This is a genomic window from Helicobacter salomonis (genome assembly GCF_017979425.1).
Classification (GTDB): domain Bacteria; phylum Campylobacterota; class Campylobacteria; order Campylobacterales; family Helicobacteraceae; genus Helicobacter; species Helicobacter salomonis.
Genome location: NZ_JAERIS010000020.1, coordinates 1 through 26,006, shown reverse-complemented (window position 1 = coordinate 26,006; position 26,006 = coordinate 1). Strand labels below are relative to the sequence as shown.

The window sequence follows — 26,006 nt, the reverse complement described above, 5'->3', positions numbered from 1 at the left end:
AAGGACGCAGTGATCATCTATCTCTCCGATCATGCCCAAGATATTTTTGAAAGTGATAACACCTATGGGCATCGTTGCTCTACCTATGGCGTAGAAATCCCCTTTGTCATCTATGTTACCGATCTCTTTAAACAAAAGCACCCTGATAAAGTGAAACAGCTTGCTCAAGCCGTGCACAAGCCCTTTATGATCGATGATCTCATCCACACCCTTTTGCCCTTAGCAGGGATTCACACTAAGGATAATTTAGAGAGTAGGGATTTGCTAAATCCCGATTTTGATATTACGCGCCCAAGAATGTATTGTCAAAATATGCTCTACAAAAAAAGGCCCTGAGCATCTTTAACACGCTCTCCTTACACATCGTCTCTTGTGTCTACAGCACAAATTTGCCAGCCAATTATCCCCACAACTTCGAGCTTGTGGGCTTTAGCGCCCGCGCGCCAAACAAGACAAAGAGAAATGGGCTAAATCTCCCCTTCCCATGTTTGCAAAGCCTGCTCTAAAACCTCTTTAACACAGGTGATTCCCCCAGCCAAGCTAAAGAGCCAGTATTTATGCGCATAGATCCATTCTAATTGTTTGGCCTGTAAATCTTCTTGAGTGAAAGTGGGCTTGACGACAATCTTAGCGATGTCAAGTTCTTGGTGGAAAATATAGGATTGAATCGCATCATTAAAGCATTGGGTAAACTTGACCTCTTCAAACAAGCCCTTGAGATTATCAATCTTGATGCTCAAGTCTTCAATGCGCTTTAAATCCAAATTCTCTAATTCCTGCTTGGCATTCAAGTCTTCGATCTCTTCTAAAAAGCTCATCACCTCTAAAAAAAGGGCTTCGATCTTTTCTTTGCACTCTTGGGCGTAGGTAATCGCCTCTAGGCAAGTGTTTCTAGCTCCCTCTAGCCATTGCGTGCTCTGCTCTGGGCTTGGGGAGGTGAGCTGTAGGGGGGGTTTGGGTTCTAAGAGGGGTAAATCCGCATGGATTCTAGCTATTGCCTCTGCAAAACTCAATTCCAAAGTGCCCCTAATTCTAGCCCCTCCCTCTGTAGCGTTGATCACCTCTAGGTTATAAGGCGTGTGGTAGATGTCTTTTTCAAAAAAATCTAAGAAGAGTTTCCAAATACGCGTGCTCTCCACTTGTCCTTCCCCACCATAGGCTTCAATAAAAATTTTCTCTCCTTCCTCTTTGGGCTTGATTTCCTGCGCGCCATAGAGAGCGCCACTAGCATGGCTATCCCCGCTGGGCGCAAAGCTCAAATCCTGCCCGATAAAAACACAACGCTTGAAGCGCGCATGCACCACGAGCTCATAGGCCATGTTAGCCGCACTCATGCCAATGCCTAAATAGCCATAGTCATGCAAGTTAAAAAGGCTTGTATAGCCAAAGGGGCGCAAACTAAACTGGATAGTGCCCTTACTGATGGCTTGGCGTAAGGTTGAATGCACAATCGAAGTGATGGCAAAGATCACGCCCTCTTGGGCCTCTTTAGGAGTGTCTTCGTAAAATTTTGCGCTAGCCTCCACGCGCTCCAAAGAAAAGACCAGATCGGGTTTGATCCCATGCGCGTGCAAAATGGGGAAAGATGCGTCAATGCAAAAGAGAGTTGCATAGGGAGCGATTTCTTTGAGCAGGGGTAGCTGCTTGTTGAGGCTAGGCCCTGTAGAGACAATGATCGCAGTGTTGTAACGCGCGTTGCGCAACTTGAGAGCTTGCACGAGGTTGATGAGAGTTGGGGTTTGCACAACAAAGGGGAGGTTTTGCACATGGTGTTTGATACCAATGATGGCATCTCTAGCGTCATTGCCCACCCCAATCACGGCGTTTTCCAAAGCTTTAATGAAGTGTTGGTTGATCTGGGTAAAATCCGGCGCATAGCGTTCATAATAGGAATGGGCAATGATCAGCTCATAGACTTTGGCATAAATCTTGGCGTGCTTGTCCATCAGGAAAAGTGAAGCGATCAAGGGGTAATTGCACGCACTAGAATGCAATAAAATCAGGCGATCACTCTCCATCTCTTCGCTAAAATCCAATAGGTTCAAAATAATAAAAATGATTTCTAATTCTGGTTCAATGACCACGATGCGTTTGAGTTGTTCTAATCCCAAAAACAAACGCATGAGCATGCCATTGCCTGCACCGTAGAAGTAAAGGTAGGGAATATAGGCATAGCTCTTGAGTTCTTCAAAACGATCTAAGTTTTCTTCTAAGGGTTTATTGGCAAATAAAGGTGTGTTACTGGAGATGTCCACAATATTGAACGCGTCTTGTTGCACAAAGACCTCGTATTTGAGATTACTCTTGAGCTTGGCCAGCTCTAAGGCGAGCAGGGGGTCTTTGGCTTGCAACACCCCTAGATTCTTCTCATAAATGTTAGACAAGTCCTACCCTACCCCCTCTATTGTAAGAGTCTCAAGACATTTTGCTGCACCGCATTGGCTTGGGCCATCGCAAAACTCCCGCTCTGGGCCAGGATATTGTATTTAGAAAAGCTCGCACTCTCTTCAGCAAAATCCACATCGCGGATTTGCGATTCGGCCGCTTTCACGTTCACCTGAGTTACAGAGATGTTATTGATCGTGGTGACCAACTCCATCTGCACAGAACCTAGATCAGAGCGAATCTTATCCAGCTGGGTGCGCGCGCTCTCAGCCATATCCATCACCATCATCGCCCCGCGCAAACTCGTAACCCCTGCCCCAATGCCCTTAAGATTAAAGGCGGCCTGAGCAGCGTTAGCATTCCCCCCCCCAGCACTGGCAGCGTTGGCATCAAAAACCCCACGGATATTCTGCAAATTCACTGTGTATTCTGCGATACCCTGAGCAGAGTGCAAGCCGACATGGCTAAAATTCACCCCGCTGACAATGATGTCGCGCGCATCCTCTCTAGTTAAAGTTAATCGACCTACGATGGCGTGTGCATTGCCTGAGATGCCTCTAAAATTCCCTCCTCCAAAGACATGCCCAGAAGCACTCTCAGTGTGGATGGAGATTGCACGCCCATCTACAGAGCGTAAATTGATACGTCCCTGAATATCCGTATAAGCCTCTACACCTGTGCGCTCCTTAACAGAGTTGATCGCATTGGTCAATCTCCCATCGCGGTCATTGTGTTGGACATCATTCACATTCCCGATCAACACCCCATTAATGGTCAAGCCCCTTACCGTGCCTGACTCTACGGAGTTCTCACCCGTGCCCAAAACCACGGCGGTGGCGCGCACGCCCAACGCCACAGAGTTCTTATTGATCACATTCACCAACGCGCCTAGCCCTGTGCCCGCGCTAGTGGAAATCTTTACAGACTCTAATTTAAAATCATTTACCGCATCCGCCTGCTTGAACTTGAGCGTTACTTCCTGGAGGTTGTGCGCACCCGCACTCACTTCCATGCCCCCGCGATCCATTGCTGAGGTTTCAAAGCGCACATGCCCAATCTTATCTGAGCCTGTAGGGCCAATAGAAGCCTTGATCGTAGTGTTGGAATACGCCCCGATCTGGAATTCTTTATTGGAAAAACTTCCTGCCAGCAACTGCTGGCCATTAAAGCTCGTGGTGTTAGCAATATTGTCCAACTCTTCTAGGAGTCGTAAAATATCACTTTGCAACGCCTTTCTAGTTTCGGCAGTTTGTCCATCTTGGGCGGCCTGCACGGCCTTAGTTTTCACCGTGTCTAAGATTTTGATTTGCTCATCCATCGCTTTATCTGCGGTTTGCACCACCCCGATTGCATCATTCGCGTTTTTGACCGCCTGCCCCAAGCTCGCACTTTGGCTTCTCAAGCTATCGGCGATCGCCATCCCTGACGCGTCGTCTGCAGCCTTATTGATGCGCAAGCCTGAACTTAATTTTTCTAAAGAGGTAGAAAGATCGCGGTTGTTGCGTACCCCGATAGTGTGTGCATTCAATGCGGCTACATTCGTATTGATTCTAAAACTCATCTGTGCATCCTTTGCAATAATATGCCCACACAAAGCAATAGCTATTCCATGTTTTAGAGACACTCCTTGCAGTAAAATAGTTTATAATGTGAGAAAAACGAGGTATGCATGGGCAAACACACCAAACTGATTATTGTAGAGTCTCCCACTAAAGCCAAGACAATCGCACATTTCTTAGATGGTAGTTATGAGATCATCGCCTCTAAAGGGCATGTGCGCGATCTGCGCAAATACGCTATGGGAATTAGTGTACAAGAGGATCGATTCATTCCTAAATATGCTGTAGACAAAGACCATGAGGAAATTGTGGCGCAGATTTTACAACGCGCCCAAGGCGCGCAAGAAATTTACATCGCCACGGATGAAGATCGCGAGGGCGAGGCAATCGGTTACCACATCGCCTATCTCATCGATCAGGCCAAACGCAAAGGCCAAGACCCCTTGGAGGAAATGCACACTTTAGAATTTCAGAGCCAGACCAAGACTCCTAACAGCCCTATCTTTACCTTTCCACGCATTGTTTTCCATGAAATCACAAAAACCGCCATTTTGCACGCACTCAAACATCCCAAAACCCTCGATGTACACAAAATCAACGCCCAACTAGCCCGCAGGCTTTTGGATCGCATTGTGGGCTTTAGTTTGAGTTCTCTACTAGCCTCTAAAATTTCTAAGGGTATGAGTGCGGGGCGGGTGCAAAGCGCAGCTCTTAAAATCGTGGTGGATCGCGAACGCGAGATCAAGGCCTTTAAGCCCATCACTTACTACGAGATTGAGGGTATGATTGAAAAGGTATCAGTGAGTTTACACACCTATCAAAACCAAAAACTCAAGAAACAAGGTCTTAGAAATGCCCAAGAGGCCTTGGAGATGGTAGCTAATTTGCGCGCTCAGACTTATCAAGTCCAAGAAATCAGCACTAAAGAGAAGAATGCCCCCACGCCCCCCCCTTTCATGACCTCCACTTTGCAACAAAGTGCCTCCAGCCAACTAGGTTATAGCCCTTCTAAAACCATGAGTATCGCCCAAAAACTCTATGAGGGTGTGATGACTCCACAGGGGGCTAGCGGGGTGATCACCTATATGCGCACGGACAGCCTTAACATCGCTAAGGAAGCTATTAAGTCCGCACGTACTTTCATTGAGCAGACTTATGGAGCGCCTTTTGTGCCCAAAAAACCCAAAGTCTACACTTCTAAAAATAAGAGTGCTCAAGAAGCCCATGAGGCAATCCGCCCCACCAATTTAGATTTCACCCCAAATATCGCTAAAAACTACCTCAAGCCCGAAGAGCATAAAATCTATACCTTGATTTACCAACGCTTCTTGGCCTCTCAAATGAGCGATGCGCGCTTTGAAAACCAGAGTGTGCATTTTACTAATGAGAAGTTAGGGGCTGTGTTTAAAGCCAGTGGGCGCAAATTGCTCTTTGAGGGCTTTTACAAAGTCTTGGGCGAGGTAGATAAGGACATGCTCTTGCCCCATTTTAGCTTGCATCAAGAAGTGCATCTGGAGAGTTTAGAGGCTAAGGAGTGTAGCACGCAGCCCCCTGCGCGCTACTCAGAAGCCTCCTTAATCAAAACTTTAGAGAGTTTGGGAATTGGGCGACCCAGCACCTACGCGCCTACTATCGCCATCTTACTTAGCCGTGATTATGTGTCCTTGCAACAAAAACAGCTCGCCCCCACTCCAAACGCCTTTAGCGTGATAGAGATTTTAGAAAAACACTTTAGCGAGATTGTGAACACCGCCTTTAGCGCAGGGCTAGAAGATAAATTAGATGCGATTGCTAGCCACCAACTTAATTGGCAACAAATGCTTTTAGACTTCTACACTCCCTTTATGGCGCAGATTGAAGAGGGCAAGCTCAATATCGTCTCCCAAAAGGTGAGTGTGCCCACTGGCGAATCATGTCCTAAATGTAGCGCTCCATTGGTGCAAAGGACGGGTAGATATGGCGTGTTTGTAGCGTGTAGCGCTTATCCTAAATGCAAGTTTATCAAATCCGAAGTCTCTCAAATGGAAGACCTGGGTGTTTGTGAAAAGTGTGGCGCGCCGATGGTGAGCAAAAGGGGGCGCTTTGGGACATTTGTGGCCTGTAGTGCTTATCCCACCTGTAAAAATATCCGCAACGAAGATGTTAAAAACACCCCTCCCCTTGCCAAATGTCCGCAGTGTGGGGGAGATGTGCGCGCCAAAAGGGGTAAAAGGGGTATGTTCTATGGTTGCGACAATTATCCAAATTGTAAGTTCATTTCCAATTACAAGCCTGCTCCAGACCCGTGCGCCCAGTGTGGTGGCTTGCGTGTGATTAAGCTCTATAAGACAAAACCCAGTGTGCAGGAGTGTTTACAATGCCACGCTAAAGTAGAAATAGAGAGTGAGCAAGTGTGATGGCGAGCATTGTCTTTGGTCCTTTAAAGTCGCGCCGTTTTGGGTGGTCTTTGGGGATTGATGTGAGTGGAGAAGTGAAACAATGCAATTTTAATTGTGTCTATTGCGAATTACAAGCACATAAGCCCATAGACACAATGCAGCATATAATCCCCTTAAATACGCTCTTAGAGGCGGTGCACACGGCCCTGCGCACCTACCAAAACACTCCCCTAGATGTGCTCACCACTACTGCTAATGGCGAGCCCACACTTTACCCCCATCTCTATGAATTCATCACCCAACTAAAAACCCCGCACGGGCTTAACACCTTGATCCTAAGCAATGGATCGCGCTTTGGAGACCCTGAAGTGCAGAGAGCGCTACTGCGCTACAACATGGTTAAATTCTCCATCGATGCTGCTCTGCCTAAGGCCTTTGCCAAAGTGGATAAACCCAGCGCACAACTCCGTCTGGATCGCCTGCTAGAAGGTATTGCTGATTTCAGCACGCACTATGAGGGTATGTTAATTGCAGAGGTTTTGCTCGTCAAAGGAGTCAATGATACTTTGGAAAATATCCAAGCCATTGTAGCCTTCTTGCGTCAACTTAAATTAGTCCGCGTGGATTTGAGCACCATCGATCGCCCTCCCTCCCACAACGCCAAACCTCTGAGCACAGAGGCATTGTTAGCAGCTGCAGCGCATTTTGAGGGTTTGCCCGTGAGTTTGGCCTTGCGCGATGCCCATACTCCTGATGCATTCCCCCTGCAGCAGTTAGAGCCCCACGCCTTTTTAGACCTTCTGTATCGCCGTCCTTTAAGCGTGGAAGAGGCGCGCAGTTATCTTCCCTCTCCTGTTTTAGAAGCCCTTGTGCAAGAAGGAGCGATGCATGTGAAAAAAATCGGAGCGGTGGCATTTTATTACCATCCCTCATCAAACTTGCTATAATTGAACAAACCAATATCAAGGATGTAGATGCGACATAAGATGCGCTATGGGGTTTTAGCGGGTTTGTTGCTTGTTGGCGGGCTGTACGCGCTCAACCATCCCCACAAATCCCATGCACAGGATCAACAACCTGGGGAAACGCCCCTTTTGAGCGATACTCAGATCGGATTGCGCAACACCCCTTTAGAAGATGAAAAGGACCTGAAATTACGCGCCTATGATTTTCACAAGAAACCCCCTGGGGAGAGCCAACGCTTTGAGCGCGCATATGAAAATGCCCCACCCATGATTCCTCATGACACCACGGGATTGTTACCCATTACGAAAGAAAATAACCAGTGTCTAGGTTGCCATGCACCTGATGTGGCAAGCAGTGTGGGGGCGACTCCCGTGCCTCCCTCCCATCTCTTTGATTTTCGTAACAATCGTCCTACTAAGGATGGAAGCGTGAGTGAGGCGCGTTTTAATTGCACGCAGTGCCATGCTCCGCAGGCTAATGCCCAACCCTTGGTCAAGAATAATTTCAAGCCTGTCTTTACAAATAAAGATTTGGAATTTCGTTCAGATTTTATGGATGTTGTGGATGTAGGCGTCAAGGGTGCCAAGCCTAAGGATGTACGCAAACCATGAAATACACGCCTAAGTCACTAATACCCTTTGGGATCATCGCGCTCTTGGGAGGGTGCTGGGTGGGTGATCCTAGCGATGTGGATCCCAATTTACCCGATGTAGACTCCTTAAATGAATGTGGGGAAATCAAAAACGAATGTGTGGGGAATAAAGATGGAGATATTCCTACAGAATCCAAGCCCAAGAACTACGGCACTTTCCATACAATTTCTCTAGCTGGGGTCAAGGTAGCGCATGGGGGCATGTTTTCTATCTCAGCCCTACCCCCCTCTGGGTGGGGATACATGCCCTACTACCCGATGAGTCCTATGATGTATCCAGGAATGTATGGCATGGCTCCAATGATGGGGATGTATCCTATGGGCATGTATCCCTATGGCATGTACCCGATGATGACGGGCATGCCCATGATGTATGGACCTTGGTGGTAACTAATAGATGGTCACATGCTCAGGCTTACAAAATAGAACCAATTCTTTCCCATTATCTAAATGGTAGAGTTCGATCGATCCCTGATCGAGCACAAAATCCACGCTGCAATCGTTGAGAGCAACTTCCACACGCTGCATGTCGGGTTCTTTGCGATCGGCTTTCATGCTCAAAATGACGCCATTGAAAGCCATGGGGTCTAATTTAAGTCGCTGGCTAAAATTAGGGATGAGAACTTCAATCACTTTAAGAATAATTGTAATATCATCGTCTTCCTGACAATTCTCAACCTCGCTCGCACTGCACTTGGCCTGCACCACTACCTGATGGGCTTCAAAGTGTACTCTATACATTCCCTGCCCTCTTTCATGCAAAGAAATCTTCCCACGAATACGATTCTTGACATAAAGACTACTCATACAGCTCCTTGTGTACATTCAAAAGTTTAATAGGTTATTCTACCATGAGTGGAACACAAAAATTTCAGAGTAAAGATATAACTCACCATTCACACACTAAAAGCCGACATACTTAGAGCGATTTTGCAGGATTGAGAGGGCTCCTCTCTCCTACGCTCATCAGGTGTTCAATATATCAGTAAACCAAGGTCTCTTTTTGCAATTCCTGCAAACTCACTGGTGGGCTATCCTTGAATTTGGAGTACTCTAGCAAACTCAATAGCACCTTTTCGGTGGCTTTAAGGGTAGTGAAATAAGAAATCTTATTTTTGAGCACCTGCATACGGATGATTTTAGAGTCTTCATTGAGTCTGTCGCTGGTGTTAATTGCCATGTCAATCTCGTGATTCAACATAAAATCTGAAATATTAGGCCGTCCCTCAGAGATTTTAAGCACTTGCACGCTCTCTAACCCTTCGGCTTGCAGGGCTTTGTGTGTGCCCGTAGTGGCATATAACTTAAAGCCTAAACTCACAAAGGCACGCATAAGAGGCATGGCACGCTGTTTGTCGCTATCTTTCAGAGAAACAAAGAGATTCCCCGAGAGTTTTACGGGATTATTGCAGGCTAATTGGGATTTATAAAAGGCCTCAGCCAAAGTGTAGCCCACACCTGCCACCTCGCCCGTGCTCTTCATCTCAGGCCCTAAGACCAAATCCGCCCCATAAAGTTTATTAAAGGGAAACACACTCTCTTTAACAAAGACATAATTCAAATCTTGAGGGATAAAGAGATGTTCAGCCTTATGCACCAAAGCAAACTCTTTAGCCAAGTTCTCCAAACTCTGCCCTACCATCACGCCGATGGCCATCGCCGCAATGTCCAGCCCCAAAGCTTTAGATACAAAGGGTACGGTACGCGAAGCTCTAGGGTTAATTTCTAGCACGACCAGCTGGTTATTTTTGTAGGCAAACTGGATATTGACCAGCCCCAACACCTGCAAACCCAGAGCGATCTTTTGCGTCTGGTAATAGAGATCATCTAAAAGCTCAGGGCTCAAATTTGGAGGGATAAAACAAGTGCTATCGCCTGAGTGAATCCCGGCTGGCTCGATATGCTCTAACACAGAGCACACAAACACGCTTTTTTGATCACAGATTGCGTCTACATCCAATTCTAGCGCGTCCTCTAGGAAGTTATCCATTAAAAGACTGGTTTCAAAATTATAACTTTCTATGTAATCTAAGCATTCTTGCTTACTGCGTAAAATACGCATTTTAGCCCCCCCTAATACAAAACTTGGGCGCAGGATAAGGGGTAATTCCAGCTGGCCTAGATACTCTAAAGCATCCACCTTAGAGTTAGCACATAACCCTTTAGGATAGGCAATGTTGAGATTATCTAAGAGTTGGTGGCATAAATCTCGCTCTTCAGCGATCTCAATATCCTTAAAGGCGGTGCCTAGCAGGGGAATACCCAAAGCTTCCAAATCTTTGGCAATTTTAAGCGGGGTTTGCCCCCCAAAACCCACCACTACACCTAATAAATGCTCTCTCTCTTGCGCCACAATCTCTAAGACATGTTCTAAAGTGATGGGCTCAAAGTAGAGTGTGTCGCTGGTGTCATGATCGGTGCTAATAGTCTCGGGATTATTGTTAATGATGATAGGGCTTAAACCCAGCTTTTTAAGTGCTAGGCTGGCATGTGTGAGGGCATAGTCAAACTCCATGCCTACCCCGATTTTATTCGCGCTTGAGCCGATTAAAATCACTTTTTGGCGTGTGGATTTGAAGGGTTTTTGGAGCGTAGGAAAGGGGGGTGCATAGGTAGAATACAAATAGGGCGTGGGGCTTTTAAACTCATTGGCGCTCAAATCCACTTGATACATTTTAGGGTGCAAGTCTAGGGCATCCCTAGCTTGGCGCACCTTTAGTTCGCTCACCCCTAAAAAGCTAGCAATAAGCGCATCGCTTAGACCCATGCTTTTAAGCCCAAATAGAGCGTTTTTGTCACCAAGTAGAGTCTTTGCCTCTGTGCCTTTGAGTTCTAGCAGGGCCTGCACGATCTCAGCTATCTCGTTGAGGAAGTAGGGGTCAATGTAGCAGAGCGCGTTCACCTCATCCACACTTAAGCCATCGCTAAAAGCGTGCATGGCGTAAAGTAAGCGTTTAGGATTAGGGCGGCGCAATTCCTTTTTAAGAAACTCTAATTCTAGGGGTTGCTCTAAAAAGGCGCGCAAATTTTTTAAGAGATAATCACTCTCTAAGGCTTTCATCAAGCTCTCTTTAAAACTCCCCCCGATTCCCATCACCTCGCCGATGCTCTTCATGGAAGTGCCTAGAGTCGTATCTACTTGGGGGAATTTCTCAAAGTCAAAATGCGGAATCTTGGTGATGATGTAATCTAGGGTCGGCTCAAAGCAAGTCGTGCTTTGGGTAATGTCATTTTGAATTTCTTCTAGCGTGTGCCCTAAAGCTAAAAGCGTGGCGACTTTGGCGATGGGGAAAAGGGTCGCCTTGCTGGCAAGCGCGGAGCTTCTGCTAACCCGTGGATTCATTTCAATGACTAATAAACGCCGATCTTTAATGGCAAATTGCACATTCGCCCCGCCCGTATCCACGCCCACCGCCCGCAAAACCGCAAAGCTGGCATTGCGCATGCGCTGGTATTCTTTATCTGTTAGGGTCAGCGCGGGGGCAATGGTGATGCTATCGCCCGTGTGGATTCCCATCGGATCGACATTTTCAATACAGCACACGATCACGCAATTATCCTTGCAATCGCGCACCACCTCCATTTCAAACTCTTTACAGCCCAATAAACTCTCTTCAATCAAAATCTCGCTAATAGGCGAGGCTTCTAGGGCGAATTTGGCTAGGTCTCTAAACTCCTCAATATTAAAGGCGACAGAACTCCCCTCCCCTCCCAAAGTAAAGCTTGAGCGGATGATGCAAGGAAAGCCCACCTCTTTAACCACACCTAGTGCCTCTTCCTCACTGTAGGCATAGCCCCCCTTGGGCAAATCTAGCCCAATGCTTAACATGCACTCTTTAAAAGCACGCCGATCCTCTGCCTTTAAAATGCTCTCAATCTTAGCCCCCAAGAGCCTGACATTTTTCAGCGCGCCCTCAAAATGCCCCTGCTGGTGCAACTCCACCATGATATTAAGCGCGGTTTGCCCCCCCATTGTGGGCAAGATCGCCTCTATGCCCTCTTTTTCTACGATTTTAAGCACATTTTGTATGTTAATGGGCTCAATATAGGTCTTATAGGCTAGGGCTTTGTCCGTGTTGATGGTGATGGGGTTAGAGTTTAAAAGCACCACTTCATAGCCTAAGCTTTTAAGCGTCTTAAGGGCGATGCTAGAGGAGTAGTCAAACTCGCACGCCTGCCCTATAACAATGGGACCCGATCCAATGAGTAAAATTTTCTTAAAGTTTTGCATAAGGGGGATTATAGCAGAAGTTGGGGGGTTGCTTGGGTCTTTGCAGGCATGGCCATATATTCAGGTCCAGATATTTTTTAGGATGACTTCCCACTGTCTCTCTAAAGACTTCATGGTGTTTTCTAGGATGGTGCGTTCTTGCTCGATCTTGGCGATCACGCCCACGATTTGCTCTTGCTCCTGCAAGGGTGGGAGGGGGATTTTTAAGAGCTTCGTAAAAACTAATCGGCACTCTTTTACGACATAGGATTTGTGGGGAGCAGTCAAGGCGTTAGGGGTGAACTGATCCAAGCCCTAGAGAAGGCAAAGTTTAAAGTTAAGGCCTATGGATACGGCTTTGGAGGTCGTTTGCCTTTAGAGCAAACCAACGAATTTTTTAACCAATGCGAATTAGTGTTAGGCTGTGGAAATGTAGAATCGTTAAACTTTATCAATATGAAACTGCGCGACTTTGATGCACCCATGAGTGGGGCAGCTTACATCACTACTTACAACAAAGATTTGGAGGCTCTCTTTGAGAGAGATAGCATGATCTTCTATCGTAGTATTCCTCAACTCGTTCAACAAGTGCGCTACTACTTGGACCACAAAGAAGAATTGCAAAAAATCAGGGATAAAGCTTTTAAAGAGGCTTCCAGCAAACACACCTACGAAAAACGCTTCAGGGATGTATTTGATAGGATTATTCATGGAGTAAACTAAGCTATGTCTACAAAGCCTCCAACATTAAACACCGGGAACACTTGTGTCTGATGCTAAAGCGATCGTGACGATTGGCTGATTATATCAAAACTCTTTTGAGATGAAACGATGATTCAACGCTACCTTTTCTTTATTTTTCTAGACAGCTTTCTAGTCAGTAGGTTCAGTAATTCTCTAATCGTCATGGAGTACGCACCGTCGTTATGGTAAATCTCGGTTGAATAGATCGCATTTTGTAAAAATGCTAAAATTTTAGCAAAGCTCAGGTCTTGATGGAATTTGGGTTGGCCCTCTATAGTGTTAAGTGGATGGGCATGAAGCATCTCCAAGTAGGCGTTATCGTGGGTATCTAGGTAACGGACGTAATCTAGGACTTCTTTAAAATCCTTAAAATCGTGCACATTGACAAAACTCTTGGGATTGAAATCTCTAGCCACAACGGGATTACCCCAATAAATGGGAATAGTGTGGGCAAAATAAGCATCAACGATTTTTTCGGTAGTATAGCCATGGTCTTTGGAATTTTCAAAGCAGAGATTAAATTTATGCTGGCTTAAAAACTCCCACTTGTTCTTAATAGGTTTGCCAATCGTGTTAAATACCCCCCCCCCCCCGCAACTGGGCGATATGCACAAAGCTCTTGATAACAGGCATTGCGCATAGGAGCGTTAGGATTAGAGGCTACAAAGCTTGCAAACCCTCTTTGAAGGGGATCACTCTGATTTTTAGCTAGAAGATACAAATGGGGATAGTTGTCTTTAAAAGAGGCGTTAAGGGTGATGGTACAGTGGGGGGCCTTCTCCGTATATTGGTAGTTAGAGTTTAGCTCGAGATAGTTTTTATAAAAAGCCTGCTTGGTCCGCTCATCCACTTTAAATGGGGAATCTGGACTCATGATAGCAAGTTTTAAGAAAGTCCAAAGATGTGTATAGTAAAGAGGCACACGCAAATAGCGTTCATGAAAAATTAGATGATCAAAGCCCATGCCAAAATCGTAAATATCAAAATTAATACGTTCGCTTTCTCCCGTATAGCCAATGCGCCTCTGAGAAAAATTTAAAATGGGTCTACTCAAACCCTCTAACCTGAATGATGCTCCAAAAACAATATCACAAGGTTCGCAAGTTGAATAGGTAATCGTGAATTGGGAGTTCAGTATATAGTCAAAGCAACAACTTTTAAAATCTTTGATAGCATCCCCATACCACAGAGAAACCCCTAATTTTAAGGGTTTCTTTTCTTGAGAATGAGATAGATGCACAGAATCTGCAAAGACATCTAAGAGGGGTTGGAACATTCATAGCCTTTAAAATAGAATTAAATTAGTGTCTCTAACGCATTTTGCACGACTTAGCTATCGATGAAGTAGTGTTTCATTATTTTACACTACATTGCATATGATATTTCTAATAGCGTGGCAAGGCCAACCTATTATTCATTTTGCTTTGCCATGCTTGTAACACTAAGGGGCTCCACAGCCCTCAAAAACACCTGCAACCAAAGTTGGGGCCTGGAAGATATAAGGCCAAATGGATAGACGCGGGTCTTGGGAACATACGCGGGTGGGAGACTTTAGCTCAGTGTTCGTGGGCGGTTTCGTAGGGGTGGTGCTGGAAAAAAGCTTAGGCACGTGTGTCACATTCCCGGTGAAGCGCTGCGAATTCGGATATGTCGTAGATGCAGATGGCAGTGATAGAAATTTTAAGTATTTTTGCTCAAGAACGATTGTCAAGAGTTATGTCTTAAACCAACGAGCTCTGAAAAAGGGGTAGCGCAGGCAGCGTGAGTACATACGCACAAGGAGAGTGTTGATCTTGCGACAACAACGCACCAAAAGTGAATGCTGTCGATCGTCAGAACGATCGATATAGCTAGGGAGATTTTGTACGAATATACTAGGGGGATTAAGTACCAAATTTCTCACCCCATGTAGGTAGTGGTTGTCCATGATCCAATCAATTGGCATGACCCATTTGCCCGCGCTCACAGACAAAAATTTATGTGCTACACTTGGAGTGATTACATACCCTTGTGTACCTTCTCCCCAGGTTAATCCTACTTTTTCGGCAATCTGTGGATACATATTAACAGCTTCCCATTGGGCATAGTTTAGACACATCAGACGTGCATAACCTAAATTGCTAATCTCTTTCTCCAAAAAATCTAAGCTTTCGAAAAAATTGGATTGCAAGCCTACATCATCTTCTAAGACACAAATGGGCTCTTGCAACGCCACACAGCGTCGCCACAACGCATAATGACTTGCATAACAACCCAACTCTCCAATACTCATCGATTTTCCCAAAAATTTTAGTGCATAATAACCTGCACTCCACGAATCCAACATTTTTAGGGTTTTGTGCGCATGTAAAAAATAAGGATGGACATGGTCTTTAACCATAGGATGCCATCTCTCTCTCTCTCTCGTAGCATAGATTGCTTCGAAGATCTCTACAGGATGCCTGGGGTTATTCAATGCTCGTAACAATGGAGCAATGTTACGCTCTTCCAAGCCACATTCTTGGCAAGTTTGTTTGGAAAGATGGATCACAAAGATACGCACTGCTACCTCTTATGGGAAATGCGGCAGTATAGCATGCACGGAGTAAAGATTGGCTACGCTCAGACCAGGTTGTGTTTTAGCATGTCAGGACAAGACACTAGCAAAAATGTGAAAAATGTGAAGGACTGAAATAGATCAACTGGACTGTTTGTACCTTTTCTGCAACAATCATATCGTAATTCGGGTACGAAAATTAGATAGCTTACGCATAACGAGGGGGTTGAAGCTGAATCAATAACCTCTTTTTCTTAAATCTATTCTATCAGAACGCGTGTAAAACTCAATCCTTATAGGGCACTAAATGTAAGTGCATATAAGAAAATAAAAGCCATCCTCGCAATAGGTAAGTGGGATTAGTAAAACCTGATATGGCAGAGTTGTATACGCTCATTCTAGCCGCCAAGATTAAGCGTAATGACGCGTTGGCAGCTAATCTCCACCCATTGTGGGTTTTTGGTCTTTGAGTAAGGGCTTTGAAAATTTAGTCAAAAATGACATTTTAGTGAAGTCGTTACAAGATACTGCTAAGAGTAAAAACGCCACCCCAGTCCAAATCGCCCTATCGTGGATTTTGCGCATGCAAAGTGGGACGATCCCGCTGTTTGGCACAACTAAAGAAGAGTGCTTGACTGAAAATATTGGGACTTTAAGCGTGCAGTGGTAAGCTGGCGGGCTGGAAGACTTTAACCAAGAGCTGGGCAAAATCGCTGCAACTGGGGATCGCCACCCCAAAAATCTCAACAAGAAGGTGGTAAATGAAACAATCAAATCTTGCGCGTGTAGCGCAAGTTGTCTTCTAAGCGATCTTAGGTATTCCTCTAATTGGGTGAGGCGATCTAAGTTGCGCGCAATGCTCTCCTGCACCTTGTCAAATTCCCTAAATTGCAGAGTTGGTGTTCAGCTCACATTGCTAATTTTGTGCTAATCTTGCTCACAAAATGCAAGGGAGAATCGATGAAAATTAAAGCAGTGATGTTAGAAGCGGATTCTTTAGGGCGGACTCATAAACTTGCTCCTCTAGAGGAATTTGTCGATCTAACTTCTTACCCAAACACGCCTCAAGAATTGGTGTTAGAGCGGTGCAAGGATGCTGAAATAGTCATTCTTAACAAGGTTGTAATGGATGCACCCACGCTAAAAAACTTGCCTAAACTCAAACTTATTTGCGTTACTGCCACGGGGACAAATATCATCGATCATTCTTGCGCGCAGGAATTGGGTATTGCAATCAAAAATGTAGAGGGGTATTCCACCCACAGCGTAACCATGCATACCTTTGCTCTAGTGTTTGCCTTGTTGTCTAATATGTTCTATTACGATCGCTATTGTAAAAGTGGAGAGTATTGCAAGAGCAAGGTTTTTACACATTTTAATAAGGATTTATTGGCCTTAGAGAATAAAGAGTGGGGGATCATTGGTTTGGGTAATATTGGAAAAAGCGTGGCTAAGAGCGCGCTCAGTTTTGGCGCGCGTGTGAGTTATACCTCGACGAGTGGGCGCAACCACGATAGTACTTATCCTGAAAAATCCCTAGAAGCGTTGTTGCGCACTAGCGATGTGATCACCATCCACGCCCCGCTCAATGAGCAAACCCATAACCTCATCAATGCCTCTAATCTGCCTCTCTTAAAAGAGAAGGCGGTTTTAGTCAACGTGGGGCGAGGGGGGATTGTCAATGAGGAAGAGGTGGCTAAGGCACTAGTAACACAGGATTTTTACTACGGCACAGATGTGTTTGAACAAGAGCCCATGCGTGTTAATCACCCCTTTTTAAACCCCGATATCCAACATAGACTTTTGCTCACGCCCCATATCGCTTGGGGTTATGGCAATACCATTAAAAAGCTCGTAGCGGGCACAATCGAAAATGTTAGAGAGTATATCCATCTACGTCAACACACTTAGAACTGCTTTTGCTCTAAGTAGTTCTCTTGTACAAAGTCTAAAATTTCCAAGCTTAGATTGAACTTGTCCATGCGCGCGCTGCGCCGGCACGCCAATCTGCTCAAAAAGGTGATTTGGTTTTCTAAAGCTCCAAAAGGGTTTTGCTCTAGGGTGTTTAGGCACACAATCTGACATCCCTTGCCCCCGTTTTCCACATCTTCTAGTAATGTTTGGGCATTCTTCAGGGCAGAAGAGAGGTGCGTGCCTCCCTCTTCTGCCTTAAAGGCAATCTTGTAAAATCCCTGCACAGCGCGCAAAATATCCACATTTTGCATACATTCCAAAGCCCAATGCACTCCTAAATCTTGTTTTTTAAGTTTGCCTACATGGGGATGGGTGGGCTTGTAATCACTGATAGCTGCGAGCATGAACAAGAAGGGAGGGAATTCAAGATTTTGCTTAGTTTGTAGGGCGTTCAAATAGTCTTGTGCGCTTTTAACACAGATGCACCCTATGTCCATAGGTAGACTTAAGGGGAAGGCGCTAGAGATTAAGAACACCCGTGCGCCCTTGAGCCAGAGGGCGAGAGCTAGGGAACTTGCTTGCAATCCACTTGAGTGGTTAGACACATAGCGCACCGCATCGATACGCTCTATACTTCCTCCGCCCGTGATCACCACTTCTTTTGAGACCCAAAAGGGGGTGCGCATTAAGGTACGCGCGCTAGCACTTACAATTTCTAAAATTTCTGCCATCGCACCTTTGCCTGTTGTGTTGCAGGCGAGTAGATCTACTCGCGCCTCTACAATTTCACAGCCCCATGCCTGCAGGCGCGCCAAATTCTCTTGAGTAGCGCGTGCCTCTAACATCTGGGTGTTCATGCTGGGGGCTAAAATTTTGGGCGCGCTGCTGGCTAAAAAGGTAGCACAGAGCACATTGTCCGCTAAACCATGGGCAAGCTTGGCTAGAGTGTTAGCACTTGCGGGCGCAACCACAACTAAGTCTGCCCATGTGGCATAAGTAATGTGGTTGGCGCACATGCCTTCTTGTAAATTCCAGCGTTCACTCTGAGAAGTGAGCACACTGCAATGACTCAGGGCTTCAAAACTGAGCGGGTTCACAAATTGGCATGCATGCGCGCTCATCACAACGCGCACCTGAGCTCCCATTTTCACAAACACGCGCACCAGGTCCAAGGCTTTATAAACAGCGATCGAGCCACTGACGAGCAATAGAATACGCTTGCCCTCTAGGAGATGACCAGAACACAGCCAATCTAAAGTATCAGGCATGATCATCTAAACTGCTAATCATCTGCAGGAGCGTAGAGGTGTCTAGTTTGTTGGGATTGTCCAAACTATTATAACTAAACCCCTCAGGTACAGCGACTCCCTGCTCTCCCAATAAGGTTTTGCGGTAATCTATAGGAGTTTGGAAGGAAATAGTAGGCTCTAAGATATAAAAATGCTCAAATTCTAACGCTTTGTCATCAGCGCTGATCATCACCTCATGCAATTTCTCCCCGGGGCGCACTCCGATGATTTTTAGGGGCAGATGGGGTGCTAGGGCTTTAGCCAGTTGGATAATTTCCATGCTGGGGATTTTAGGCACAAAGATTTCCCCCCCATGCATGCGTTCTAAGCTCTTGAGCACAAAGGCGACTCCTTTTTCTAAGGTGATCCAAAAGCGCGTCATGCGTGTGTCTGTAATGGGAATACTCTGTGCACCCTGTGCGATGAGGGTTTTAAAAAAAGGCACCACACTGCCCCGACTGCCTACAACATTGCCATAACGCACCACGCTAAACTTTGTGCGCGCCTTCCCCTTCATATTATTAGCGCTGGTAAAGAGTTTATCACTGCAAAGCTTGGTTGCTCCATACAAGTTGATAGGATTGCTCGCCTTGTCCGTGCTTAAGGCGATCACATGCCCCACATGTGCTTGCAGACACGCCTCAATCACGCAACTTCCCCCTAAAATGTTGGTTTTAATGCATTCTAAGGGATTATATTCAGCAATGGGAACATGTTTGAGCGCGGCTGCGTGGATACACACATCTACTCCCTGCATAGCCGCACAGAGTCGGTCCTTATCGCGCACATCGCCCAGAAAAAAGCGCATTCTAGGGTCTTTATAGTGTTGCGCCATTTCGTATTGCTTGAGTTCATCACGACTATAGATGATGATTTTTTTAGGATTGTGTTCCTGCAAGAGTGCGCGAGTGCACGCTTTTCCAAAACTCCCTGTACCTCCAGTGATAAGCACATTCTTTTGTTCCAAAAACCCCATTAAGCAACCTTTTAGGGACTAAGTCGGATTCCTACCCCAAAGCGGTTGGAAAACACATTATATTCGTAGAGTCCATCTCCATAGCCGTTAAAATATTGGGCGTAAAAGCCCACGAAGGTGTTAATGCGAAAAGTGTAGCCCAGACGCACTGCACCATGCCAGCGCTTGAATTTCCAATAAGGGGTGAAAATGTCATAGAGGCGCATTTCAAAATGATGCCGCCCGCGTCTGTACTCTACAAGAGCATTCCCATAGCCCATGTAATCGATCAAATCTGGGTTGGATTGGTTATAGGGGATATAGGGCCAGTAGGCAACATTAACTTTTAACCCGCCCTTTTGCCACACTAGGTGAAAAACTGGGCGTTGTCCGGCACTCACTGAGCGGCACCCCCCTTCGATCTCTTGTTGTCCATTGCTGTATTTCACCACACGCACAGGCCCCCCCGGAAACGCCCCCAGGGCATTTCCATCTTCATATTTTTGATAACATTGCCGCCCCCCAATCCCATTGGAGATATGTTGCCCCCCAAACCAAAACTCACTCAAAGTGCCCAATTTACCGTGCCAAATAGAGAGATTGAGAGGATAAACATAAATGAGTTCAGGCATATAGTTAACCATGCGCATGGGCGCGCTTTGAGGGTTGTTATAAATTTGAAACCAATTGGTTTGTGTGTAGGCCAAATAAAGCGTGCCCGTGGTAAAGAGAAAATGCCTGAATACAGGAACTCTAAAGCTAATTTGGAATTTAAATTCTGTAGATTGGTAACGGTTAATATCAGGGTGATACCACTGGTAAATGGGTGTGAAGCTGTGGTAATAAGGCATAAAATAAGTCCCTCTATACTCCATTAGCTCTAAGTATTTCCGGGCAAACTCCACAAAGGGGTGAGTTTTTTTAGGCTTTGCGGGGGCGATTTCCCAGCTGTCTTTGAGGCTATAAAAACTTGGCTTGTAAAAACTCTCAGAAGGCATGGTGCCAGTATAACCCGTATTTTTGAGTTGAGAAGAACTTAGCTCCAAGCTTTCTGAGGTGCAACAAGCGCAGAGGATTAAAAGAAGCTTACGCACTTTTAAAAAACTGCAACATGAGAATGAGTAATACAATAACCGGAGCAATAAAGCGCACACTAAAAAACCACACCACAAAGGCAGGGCGGCTTAAAAAACGTGCGCTGGCCTTGTAAATACGTTTTTTGTGCATGAACCATCCTAGGAAGATAAGTGAAAAAAGACCTCCTAAGGGCATGGTGACTGAAGAAGTGATGAAATCCGCCCAGTCAAAGACGCTTTTGTGAAAGAAAGTCAGGGCTTTGGAATAATCCTTGTGGATGGAAAAAATCACCAGCAACCCTAAGAGAAAAATCCCCAGGCCCACCAAATATGAGGCTTTAAAACGACTCCATTTAAAGTGATTCATCAGATAGAGAATCGCAGGTTCTATGAGAGAGACCGTAGAGGTGATTCCTGCAAAGATCAGAGCCAAGAAGAATAAAAAGGCAATCAGGGGACCTATAGCACCCATACTATGGAAGATCAGGGGCAAGGAAATAAAGACTAGACCCACGCCCTGAGAAGGCTCGCCATTGAAATTAAAAATAAAGGTGAAGATCATCAAACCGGCTACCAAGGAAACAGCAATGCCGGGCAAAACTACCCATAGCGAGCTCCCTAGGAGATTTTCATTAGAGCGCGTGAAAGCGGCATAAGTAGTGATGGTGCCCACCCCTAAACTCAGAGAGAAAAACATCTGCCCTAAGGCCTCTAAAAGCACTTCAAGGGTGATCTTACTAGCATCAAAACTAAACATATACGCCATGGCCTTGGAAAAACTAGGTAAGGTCATGGCATAAATGAGCAAGCCAATGAAGATGATGAATAAAAGAGGCATAAGCCATAGGCTCAGGCGCTCAATCCCCTCTTTAATCCCCTTAGAAACAATCCACACCGTAAGCCACAGCCAAAGACTAAACCCCCCTATTTGCCATGCTAGATCACTAGAGCTCAATGTGCCAAAGGTTTGTTGGGCTATTTCTAAAGAAACGGGCAAATTAAAGCTCACTTTTAATAAATAGTAGAGAATCCAGCCCAATACCACGGCATAAAAGGACATGATAATAGGTCCACCTAGGAGGAGTAAAGCACTCCATGACCATACTTTTCTGTGTTTGGTGTTGAGATGTTCATAGCAAGAAACCACATCTTTACGCCCCAAATTGCCAATAACCATGTCCACCAAGAGCATGGCCACTCCCAAAGTGAGAGTGAGTCCTAGATAGAGCAAGACAAAGGCCCCTCCGCCATTGCTCCCTGCCATGTAGGGAAAGCGCCAAATATGCCCTAGTCCAATGGAACTCCCCAAGGTGGCTAAGATAAAACCTAGTCTAGAGAAGCCCATGCTAGCCCTGCAAAATCTTCACAGCCCAAATCACCAAAATTACTATAGGCGCAATAAACTTGAGCAAGAATACCCATACAAGGAACATCAACTTATTCAAAAAGTGCAGGCTCACTGCATAGAGTTTAGTTCTGCTCACCACCCAACCTACAAAGATGACAGATACAAGTCCCCAAAAAGGCATCAGAATGGAGGTAGAGAAAAAGTCCGTCAAATCAAAGAGATTTTTGCCAAAAAAGGTCAAGTGCGCCCCATACTTAGCGTTTAACGAGAAGATGAGCACCACGCCCACCGCAAAAACCACCGCTGTAAGTACCCATGTTGCTTTGAAACGGGAATAATTCTTGTCCACCAAATACTGCACAGGGGGTTCTAATAGCGCAATGGTAGAAGTCAAGCCTGCAAATGCCAAAGCACACAAGAATAAGACAGAGACCACACTTCCTATCGCCCCCATCTTGGAAAACACCACAGGCAAGGATACAAAGATAAGCCCTGCGCCCTGCGAAGGATTAGCTCCATATTCAAAGACAAAGGTAAAGATCATCAAGCCTGCCATCAAGGAGATCGCAATCCCTGGCAAGACAATCCAGACTGCACTCTTGAGCAAATCCTGCTTATAATGGGTGGAAGAAGCGTAGGCGATATTGATCCCTATGCCTAAACTCAAGGCAAAGAAGACCTGTCCTAGCGCACTTACGAAGACCTTCTGATTAAACTCAGCAATGCGGATCCCAAACATGAAATCCAGAGCTTTTTTAAAAGAGTCCTGGGTGGAAGCATAGATGAGCAGGCCTACAAAGATGATGAACAATAAGGGCATCAAAACAAAATTAAGCTTTTCAATGCCATCCTTGACACCCCTAGAGACCACCCAAGCACTGAGCAAGAGGGTTACAGCCAGTCCGACGACTTGCGTGCCAACGGAATTGCCTAAAAGATTGGTTAGGATCTGCTCAGAAGCCTTGACATCTGTGGGTAAATTGAAACTTACAACCGCTAAGTAGTAAAATACCCAGCCCAATACGATTCCATAAAAGGTTAGGATGATGGGACCGGTGAAGAGCATTAGCCCCGCATAACGCCAGGTTTTGCGCTCAGGGTTGGGGTCTAACTCTGCAAAGGCACAAGCGACATCTTTTTGGGTGCTCTGCCCTATCACCATTTCGGCAATCAACATCGTGAGCCCTATAGTGAGTGATAGGATTAAGAATAGAATGACAAAGCCACCCCCACCACTTGTGCCGGCCATATAGGGGAAACGCCAAATATGTCCTAATCCTACCGAACTCCCTAAAGCGGCTAAAACAAAGCCTAACTTGGAGAAGTTGTTCACTTAAGGCTCCTTTCTGTTGGAATAAAAAAAGACGCATTCTAGCATAGTAAGAATTAAGATTTACTTTATTTGGGTAGAATTGTGCCCCTTAACAATGATTTGGATTGGCATGCGCTTTAGAGTTTATTACGAAGATACCGATTGTGGTGGGATCGTCTACCACGCTAATTATTTCAAATATTGTGAGCGAGCTCGCAGCGAACTTTTTTTTGCCCATCACCTGCACCCCCAGGATCAGCGTGGGTATTTTGTGGTCAAATCCATCCAGGCAGAGTTTTTGGCTCCTGGCCAGCTGGGCGACACCCTCGAGGTGCACACCAAGCTCAAGGTATTGAAAAGAGTTAGTGTGATCTTGGAACAGGAAGTATTAAAAGTTACCTCTGAACCCACGCGTCTTTTTTGCATGCAGGTCAAACTAGCCTTCATCTCTCAAACCACCCACACCCCCATTCCCATCAGCGTACCCTTTGCATCTCTCTTGAAAAGTTTGCTCTGAACATTCTGGGGCGAATCTCTTCATGTTGAATGGCTGTTGAACTAAATTTAGATGGCAAATTCTTTAAGCTTTTCTAGCACCACTTCGGGCACTGCTTCTTGATGAATTTCTGTAAAGAAAACACGATTCACGCACGCCCCGCCCGCGCACGCCCCGCCCTCACTCTTATCGATCCAAAAATCTGAATCCAAGACAGGAATGGACTCCCTTTGGCCTAAAAAATGTAAGGCCTTCTCCTGCCTAAGGCCTACAACCCAACCATAACTACTCGCAGTGTTTGTAATGGGTTGATAGAGTTCTTCAGAAAGGTTATGTGTGCGCGCATCAAATAGCAAACCACAGACTTTAGAATCCTTGTAGGAGCGTAACCAATCAGCGTAGTACACCCCTGCATTTTCGATATGCTCATCTTCAAATTCCTCACTAGCTCCTACAGCTCTAGCGGTCATTTTCAGGAGTGCTAGAGGAGAAGGAAGCTGGGTTAGTATGTGCACATGTAAAGTGTTAGTGGCGGTGTTGACTAATGAACTTGTGATAGCACGCAACTCCTCATCTGCCATGAAAACTTTGAGAGCATAAGTGCTACGGCTTTTTTCAGCCATCTTGGCTACTAGAGCGCGGTTAGTTTGTAATTCCTCTTCTAAGAGTTTATCAAAGCGCAAGACTAGCACATCGGCTTTCAGCAAAGAAGCGACCTGTTTCATGTAATTACTATAAAGTGTAGCATCATGCCAGGGATAGGGTTTCTGTTGCATAAGCACCTTGTGCGCGTAGGCACGCGCATCTAAAATCAAACGCTTTTGGGAGTCTTGCAAAAGACTTGGTAGAGGATTCATGCTTATCCTTTAATTGGAATCAGAAGGTTGATTATACTAGTCACAGGATTAATTTGCACACTTATACACAGATTCTTCTCCATCATAAGGCCTATCTGCCATGTGTTCTGATCAAATAAATCCATTAACAACTCGATTAGTTATTGGTAACCTGCGCGCCCCTATCCTACCAGCCCTCAAAAAGAGCATGCCTAAACCCCCCTAACTCCCTTGAGCACAGAAGGACAAATTCTGCGTGCCATGCTAGGGCATGCTGATTTTCGCTTTAGCGCCTCCATACCCAGGGCTTCAAAACAATGTCAGAGGTGTTTTTAGCCATTACACAAGGTCAGTTGGATGGTTTGAGCTTCTTAAGTCAGTTTAGACCCATTGAGCCTGCAGATTGGGACTTTGAGAACTCAAGCTAAGAGGCCTCAAAGCCTCTCTAGCCCAGGCCCTTCAAGAATAGATTACATCCCAATCATCGCACTTAATTTTAGTGGCTAGAATGAGCGCATCCAACTCTGCTGCACCAGGTTCTTGCTAATCTCGATTATCTATTGCGAGGATAGCTTTGTCTTTTCTTAGCATGCACCTACATCTTGAGCCCCAAAGAGTAGAGTTTTACACGCAATCTGGATAAAACCACTATCTATCGAGCATGCCTGACCTTATCCTCAACTATACTTTGAGTAAAAAATCCTCTCTAGGCACTGTGTTGAATACTTTCACCAGCGCAACAAAGTCATATAAAAAATTTTCTTGGAGTGCGGCCAGGTTGGGGTATGTCTTTTCGTATTTGTATTGATAAGCCCCTTTCTCAAAAGTAAATAATTTGTCTAAAGCTGTGCATTCTTGTTTAGAAGCGTTGCTATAGTTGTTGGAACAACCGATACGCAACTTAAAAGTGCGCCTTTTCCACTGGCAACCTAGCCAAATATAAATCCCATGTTGCTTTTTGAAAATAGGACCATTGACATAGTTATCACCCAAAATATCCTTGCGCCCAAAACAGATCGTAGGCTGGTTGTGCTCCCAAAAACTAATATAGGTCGTGTAATTGAGATTTAAGTTTTTTAACCATAAATCCCATTGTGCTTTAAGGGGGTTAAAATACCCAGCCTGAGCATTGGAATTACCTCTGTATTTTTCGTTTTTCTCTTTAAGATTTATAAATTCTTGTAACAACTCTTTTTGCCCCATAGCAAAACCTTTAAATCAAAGATAAGGGCTATTCTAACAAAAAATCAATGAAAGGGATTTAAACATCTCCAACACCTAAGCAAGAGAGCCTTGAGCCTGCTCTAAGACAACGAAGTCTTAAAGGGTTTCTCTAAGAAAGGAGGTGAT

General features: G+C 45.4%; 22 protein-coding genes and 2 pseudogenes. 9 read left to right on the top strand and 15 right to left on the bottom strand.

Features of this window, described 5'->3' with window-relative positions:
- Nucleotides 1-336 (top strand): sulfatase-like hydrolase/transferase (locus KCO92_RS05320; protein WP_210647461.1); only part of this gene is annotated, 336 nt, incomplete at its 5' end.
- A gap of 131 nt (nucleotides 337-467) precedes the next feature.
- On the opposite strand, the gene KCO92_RS05315 is transcribed toward KCO92_RS05320, so the two are convergent.
- Together KCO92_RS05315 and KCO92_RS05310 are read right to left on the bottom strand one after the other, a co-directional pair.
- Entirely contained in the window at nucleotides 468-2,384 is a 1,917-nt protein-coding gene (locus KCO92_RS05315; protein WP_104694921.1) for a motility associated factor glycosyltransferase family protein, read from the bottom strand.
- A gap of 17 nt (nucleotides 2,385-2,401) precedes the next feature.
- A complete protein-coding gene (locus tag KCO92_RS05310) occupies nucleotides 2,402-3,946 on the bottom strand; it encodes a flagellin B (RefSeq protein ID WP_104694920.1) in 1,545 nt (514 codons plus the stop codon).
- Between the two features lie 108 nt (nucleotides 3,947-4,054).
- Between KCO92_RS05310 and topA the strand changes: the two genes are divergently transcribed.
- From topA to KCO92_RS05290, 4 genes are read left to right on the top strand one after another with little or no spacing between them, the layout of a single operon-like run.
- Nucleotides 4,055-6,340 (top strand): type I DNA topoisomerase, encoded by a 2,286-nt coding sequence (gene topA, locus KCO92_RS05305; RefSeq protein WP_104694919.1) that lies wholly within the window; start codon nucleotides 4,055-4,057, stop codon nucleotides 6,338-6,340.
- Nucleotides 6,340-7,269, top strand: a complete 930-nt coding sequence (locus KCO92_RS05300) for a radical SAM protein (RefSeq protein WP_104694918.1) — start codon at nucleotides 6,340-6,342, stop codon at nucleotides 7,267-7,269. The genes topA and KCO92_RS05300 overlap by 1 nt, the downstream gene beginning before the upstream one ends.
- A gap of 27 nt (nucleotides 7,270-7,296) precedes the next feature.
- Entirely contained in the window at nucleotides 7,297-7,899 is a 603-nt protein-coding gene (locus KCO92_RS05295; RefSeq protein WP_104694917.1) for a nitrate reductase cytochrome c-type subunit, read from the top strand.
- The gene (locus KCO92_RS05290) at nucleotides 7,896-8,330 is read left to right on the top strand and encodes a U1 small nuclear ribonucleoprotein (RefSeq protein ID WP_104694916.1); all 435 of its coding nucleotides are present in this window, start codon (nucleotides 7,896-7,898) and stop codon (nucleotides 8,328-8,330) included. Before KCO92_RS05295 ends, KCO92_RS05290 begins: the two co-directional genes overlap by 4 nt.
- Here the strand turns inward: KCO92_RS05290 and KCO92_RS05285 are convergent, their stop codons facing one another.
- The 3 genes from KCO92_RS05285 to KCO92_RS05275 form a co-directional block, all read right to left on the bottom strand.
- A complete protein-coding gene (locus KCO92_RS05285) occupies nucleotides 8,331-8,747 on the bottom strand; it encodes a hypothetical protein (RefSeq protein WP_104694915.1) in 417 nt (138 codons plus the stop codon).
- A 175-nt stretch (nucleotides 8,748-8,922) separates the two neighbouring features.
- On the bottom strand, nucleotides 8,923-12,180 hold the full coding sequence (gene carB, locus KCO92_RS05280) for a carbamoyl-phosphate synthase large subunit (protein WP_411710199.1): 3,258 nt from the start codon (nucleotides 12,178-12,180) through the stop codon (nucleotides 8,923-8,925).
- 51 nt (nucleotides 12,181-12,231) lie between these two features.
- The gene (locus KCO92_RS05275; protein ID WP_158653529.1) at nucleotides 12,232-12,462 is read right to left on the bottom strand and encodes a restriction endonuclease subunit S; all 231 of its coding nucleotides are present in this window, start codon (nucleotides 12,460-12,462) and stop codon (nucleotides 12,232-12,234) included.
- Between KCO92_RS05275 and KCO92_RS05270 the strand changes: the two genes are divergently transcribed.
- Nucleotides 12,424-12,873, top strand: coding sequence for a glycosyltransferase family protein (locus KCO92_RS05270; protein ID WP_233710407.1), 450 nt, complete (start codon nucleotides 12,424-12,426; stop codon nucleotides 12,871-12,873). The genes KCO92_RS05275 and KCO92_RS05270 overlap by 39 nt on opposite strands.
- 167 nt (nucleotides 12,874-13,040) lie before the next feature.
- On the opposite strand, the pseudogene KCO92_RS07695 reads toward KCO92_RS05270, so the two are convergent.
- From KCO92_RS07695 to KCO92_RS05255, 3 genes and pseudogenes are all read right to left on the bottom strand, one after another.
- A pseudogene (locus tag KCO92_RS07695) lies at nucleotides 13,041-13,843 on the bottom strand (glycosyltransferase family 10 domain-containing protein); the annotation flags it as partial.
- 18 nt (nucleotides 13,844-13,861) lie between these two features.
- A pseudogene (locus KCO92_RS07690) lies at nucleotides 13,862-14,170 on the bottom strand (glycosyltransferase family 10 domain-containing protein); the annotation flags it as partial.
- Nucleotides 14,171-14,608: 438 nt separating this feature from the next.
- Nucleotides 14,609-15,424 (bottom strand): glycosyltransferase family 25 protein, encoded by an 816-nt coding sequence (locus KCO92_RS05255; RefSeq protein ID WP_233710410.1) that lies wholly within the window; start codon nucleotides 15,422-15,424, stop codon nucleotides 14,609-14,611.
- A gap of 472 nt (nucleotides 15,425-15,896) precedes the next feature.
- Between KCO92_RS05255 and KCO92_RS07425 the strand changes: the two genes are divergently transcribed.
- Nucleotides 15,897-16,100 (top strand): aldo/keto reductase, encoded by a 204-nt coding sequence (locus tag KCO92_RS07425; RefSeq protein WP_247598949.1) that lies wholly within the window; start codon nucleotides 15,897-15,899, stop codon nucleotides 16,098-16,100.
- Nucleotides 16,101-16,390: 290 nt separating this feature from the next.
- Nucleotides 16,391-17,341 (top strand): D-2-hydroxyacid dehydrogenase, encoded by a 951-nt coding sequence (locus KCO92_RS05245; RefSeq protein WP_104694911.1) that lies wholly within the window; start codon nucleotides 16,391-16,393, stop codon nucleotides 17,339-17,341.
- Here KCO92_RS05245 and coaBC read toward each other — a convergent pair.
- The 5 genes from coaBC to KCO92_RS05220 form a co-directional block, all read right to left on the bottom strand.
- On the bottom strand, nucleotides 17,338-18,612 hold the full coding sequence (gene coaBC / locus KCO92_RS05240; protein ID WP_104694949.1) for a bifunctional phosphopantothenoylcysteine decarboxylase/phosphopantothenate--cysteine ligase CoaBC: 1,275 nt from the start codon (nucleotides 18,610-18,612) through the stop codon (nucleotides 17,338-17,340). The genes KCO92_RS05245 and coaBC overlap by 4 nt on opposite strands.
- Entirely contained in the window at nucleotides 18,605-19,609 is a 1,005-nt protein-coding gene (gene pseB, locus KCO92_RS05235; RefSeq protein ID WP_104694910.1) for a UDP-N-acetylglucosamine 4,6-dehydratase (inverting), read from the bottom strand. The genes coaBC and pseB overlap by 8 nt, the downstream gene beginning before the upstream one ends.
- Nucleotides 19,610-19,620: 11 nt before the next feature.
- Nucleotides 19,621-20,586 carry a phospholipase A gene (locus KCO92_RS05230; protein WP_104694948.1) on the bottom strand — a complete coding sequence of 322 codons (966 nt, stop codon included), beginning with the start codon at nucleotides 20,584-20,586 and terminating at the stop codon, nucleotides 19,621-19,623.
- 88 nt (nucleotides 20,587-20,674) lie between these two features.
- Nucleotides 20,675-22,009 (bottom strand): sodium-dependent transporter, encoded by a 1,335-nt coding sequence (locus tag KCO92_RS05225; protein ID WP_104694909.1) that lies wholly within the window; start codon nucleotides 22,007-22,009, stop codon nucleotides 20,675-20,677.
- 1 nt (nucleotide 22,010) lies between these two features.
- The gene (locus KCO92_RS05220; protein ID WP_104694908.1) at nucleotides 22,011-23,345 is read right to left on the bottom strand and encodes a sodium-dependent transporter; all 1,335 of its coding nucleotides are present in this window, start codon (nucleotides 23,343-23,345) and stop codon (nucleotides 22,011-22,013) included.
- 109 nt (nucleotides 23,346-23,454) lie between these two features.
- On the opposite strand from KCO92_RS05220, the gene KCO92_RS05215 reads away from it, so the two are divergent.
- Nucleotides 23,455-23,841 carry a YbgC/FadM family acyl-CoA thioesterase gene (locus tag KCO92_RS05215; protein WP_199766057.1) on the top strand — a complete coding sequence of 129 codons (387 nt, stop codon included), beginning with the start codon at nucleotides 23,455-23,457 and terminating at the stop codon, nucleotides 23,839-23,841.
- A 47-nt stretch (nucleotides 23,842-23,888) separates the two neighbouring features.
- Here the strand turns inward: KCO92_RS05215 and KCO92_RS05210 are convergent, their stop codons facing one another.
- On the bottom strand, nucleotides 23,889-24,677 hold the full coding sequence (locus KCO92_RS05210; protein ID WP_104694907.1) for a hypothetical protein: 789 nt from the start codon (nucleotides 24,675-24,677) through the stop codon (nucleotides 23,889-23,891).
- A 660-nt stretch (nucleotides 24,678-25,337) separates the two neighbouring features.
- Nucleotides 25,338-25,859, bottom strand: coding sequence for a hypothetical protein (locus tag KCO92_RS05205; RefSeq protein WP_104694906.1), 522 nt, complete (start codon nucleotides 25,857-25,859; stop codon nucleotides 25,338-25,340).
- Between the last annotated feature and the right edge of the window lie 147 nt (nucleotides 25,860-26,006).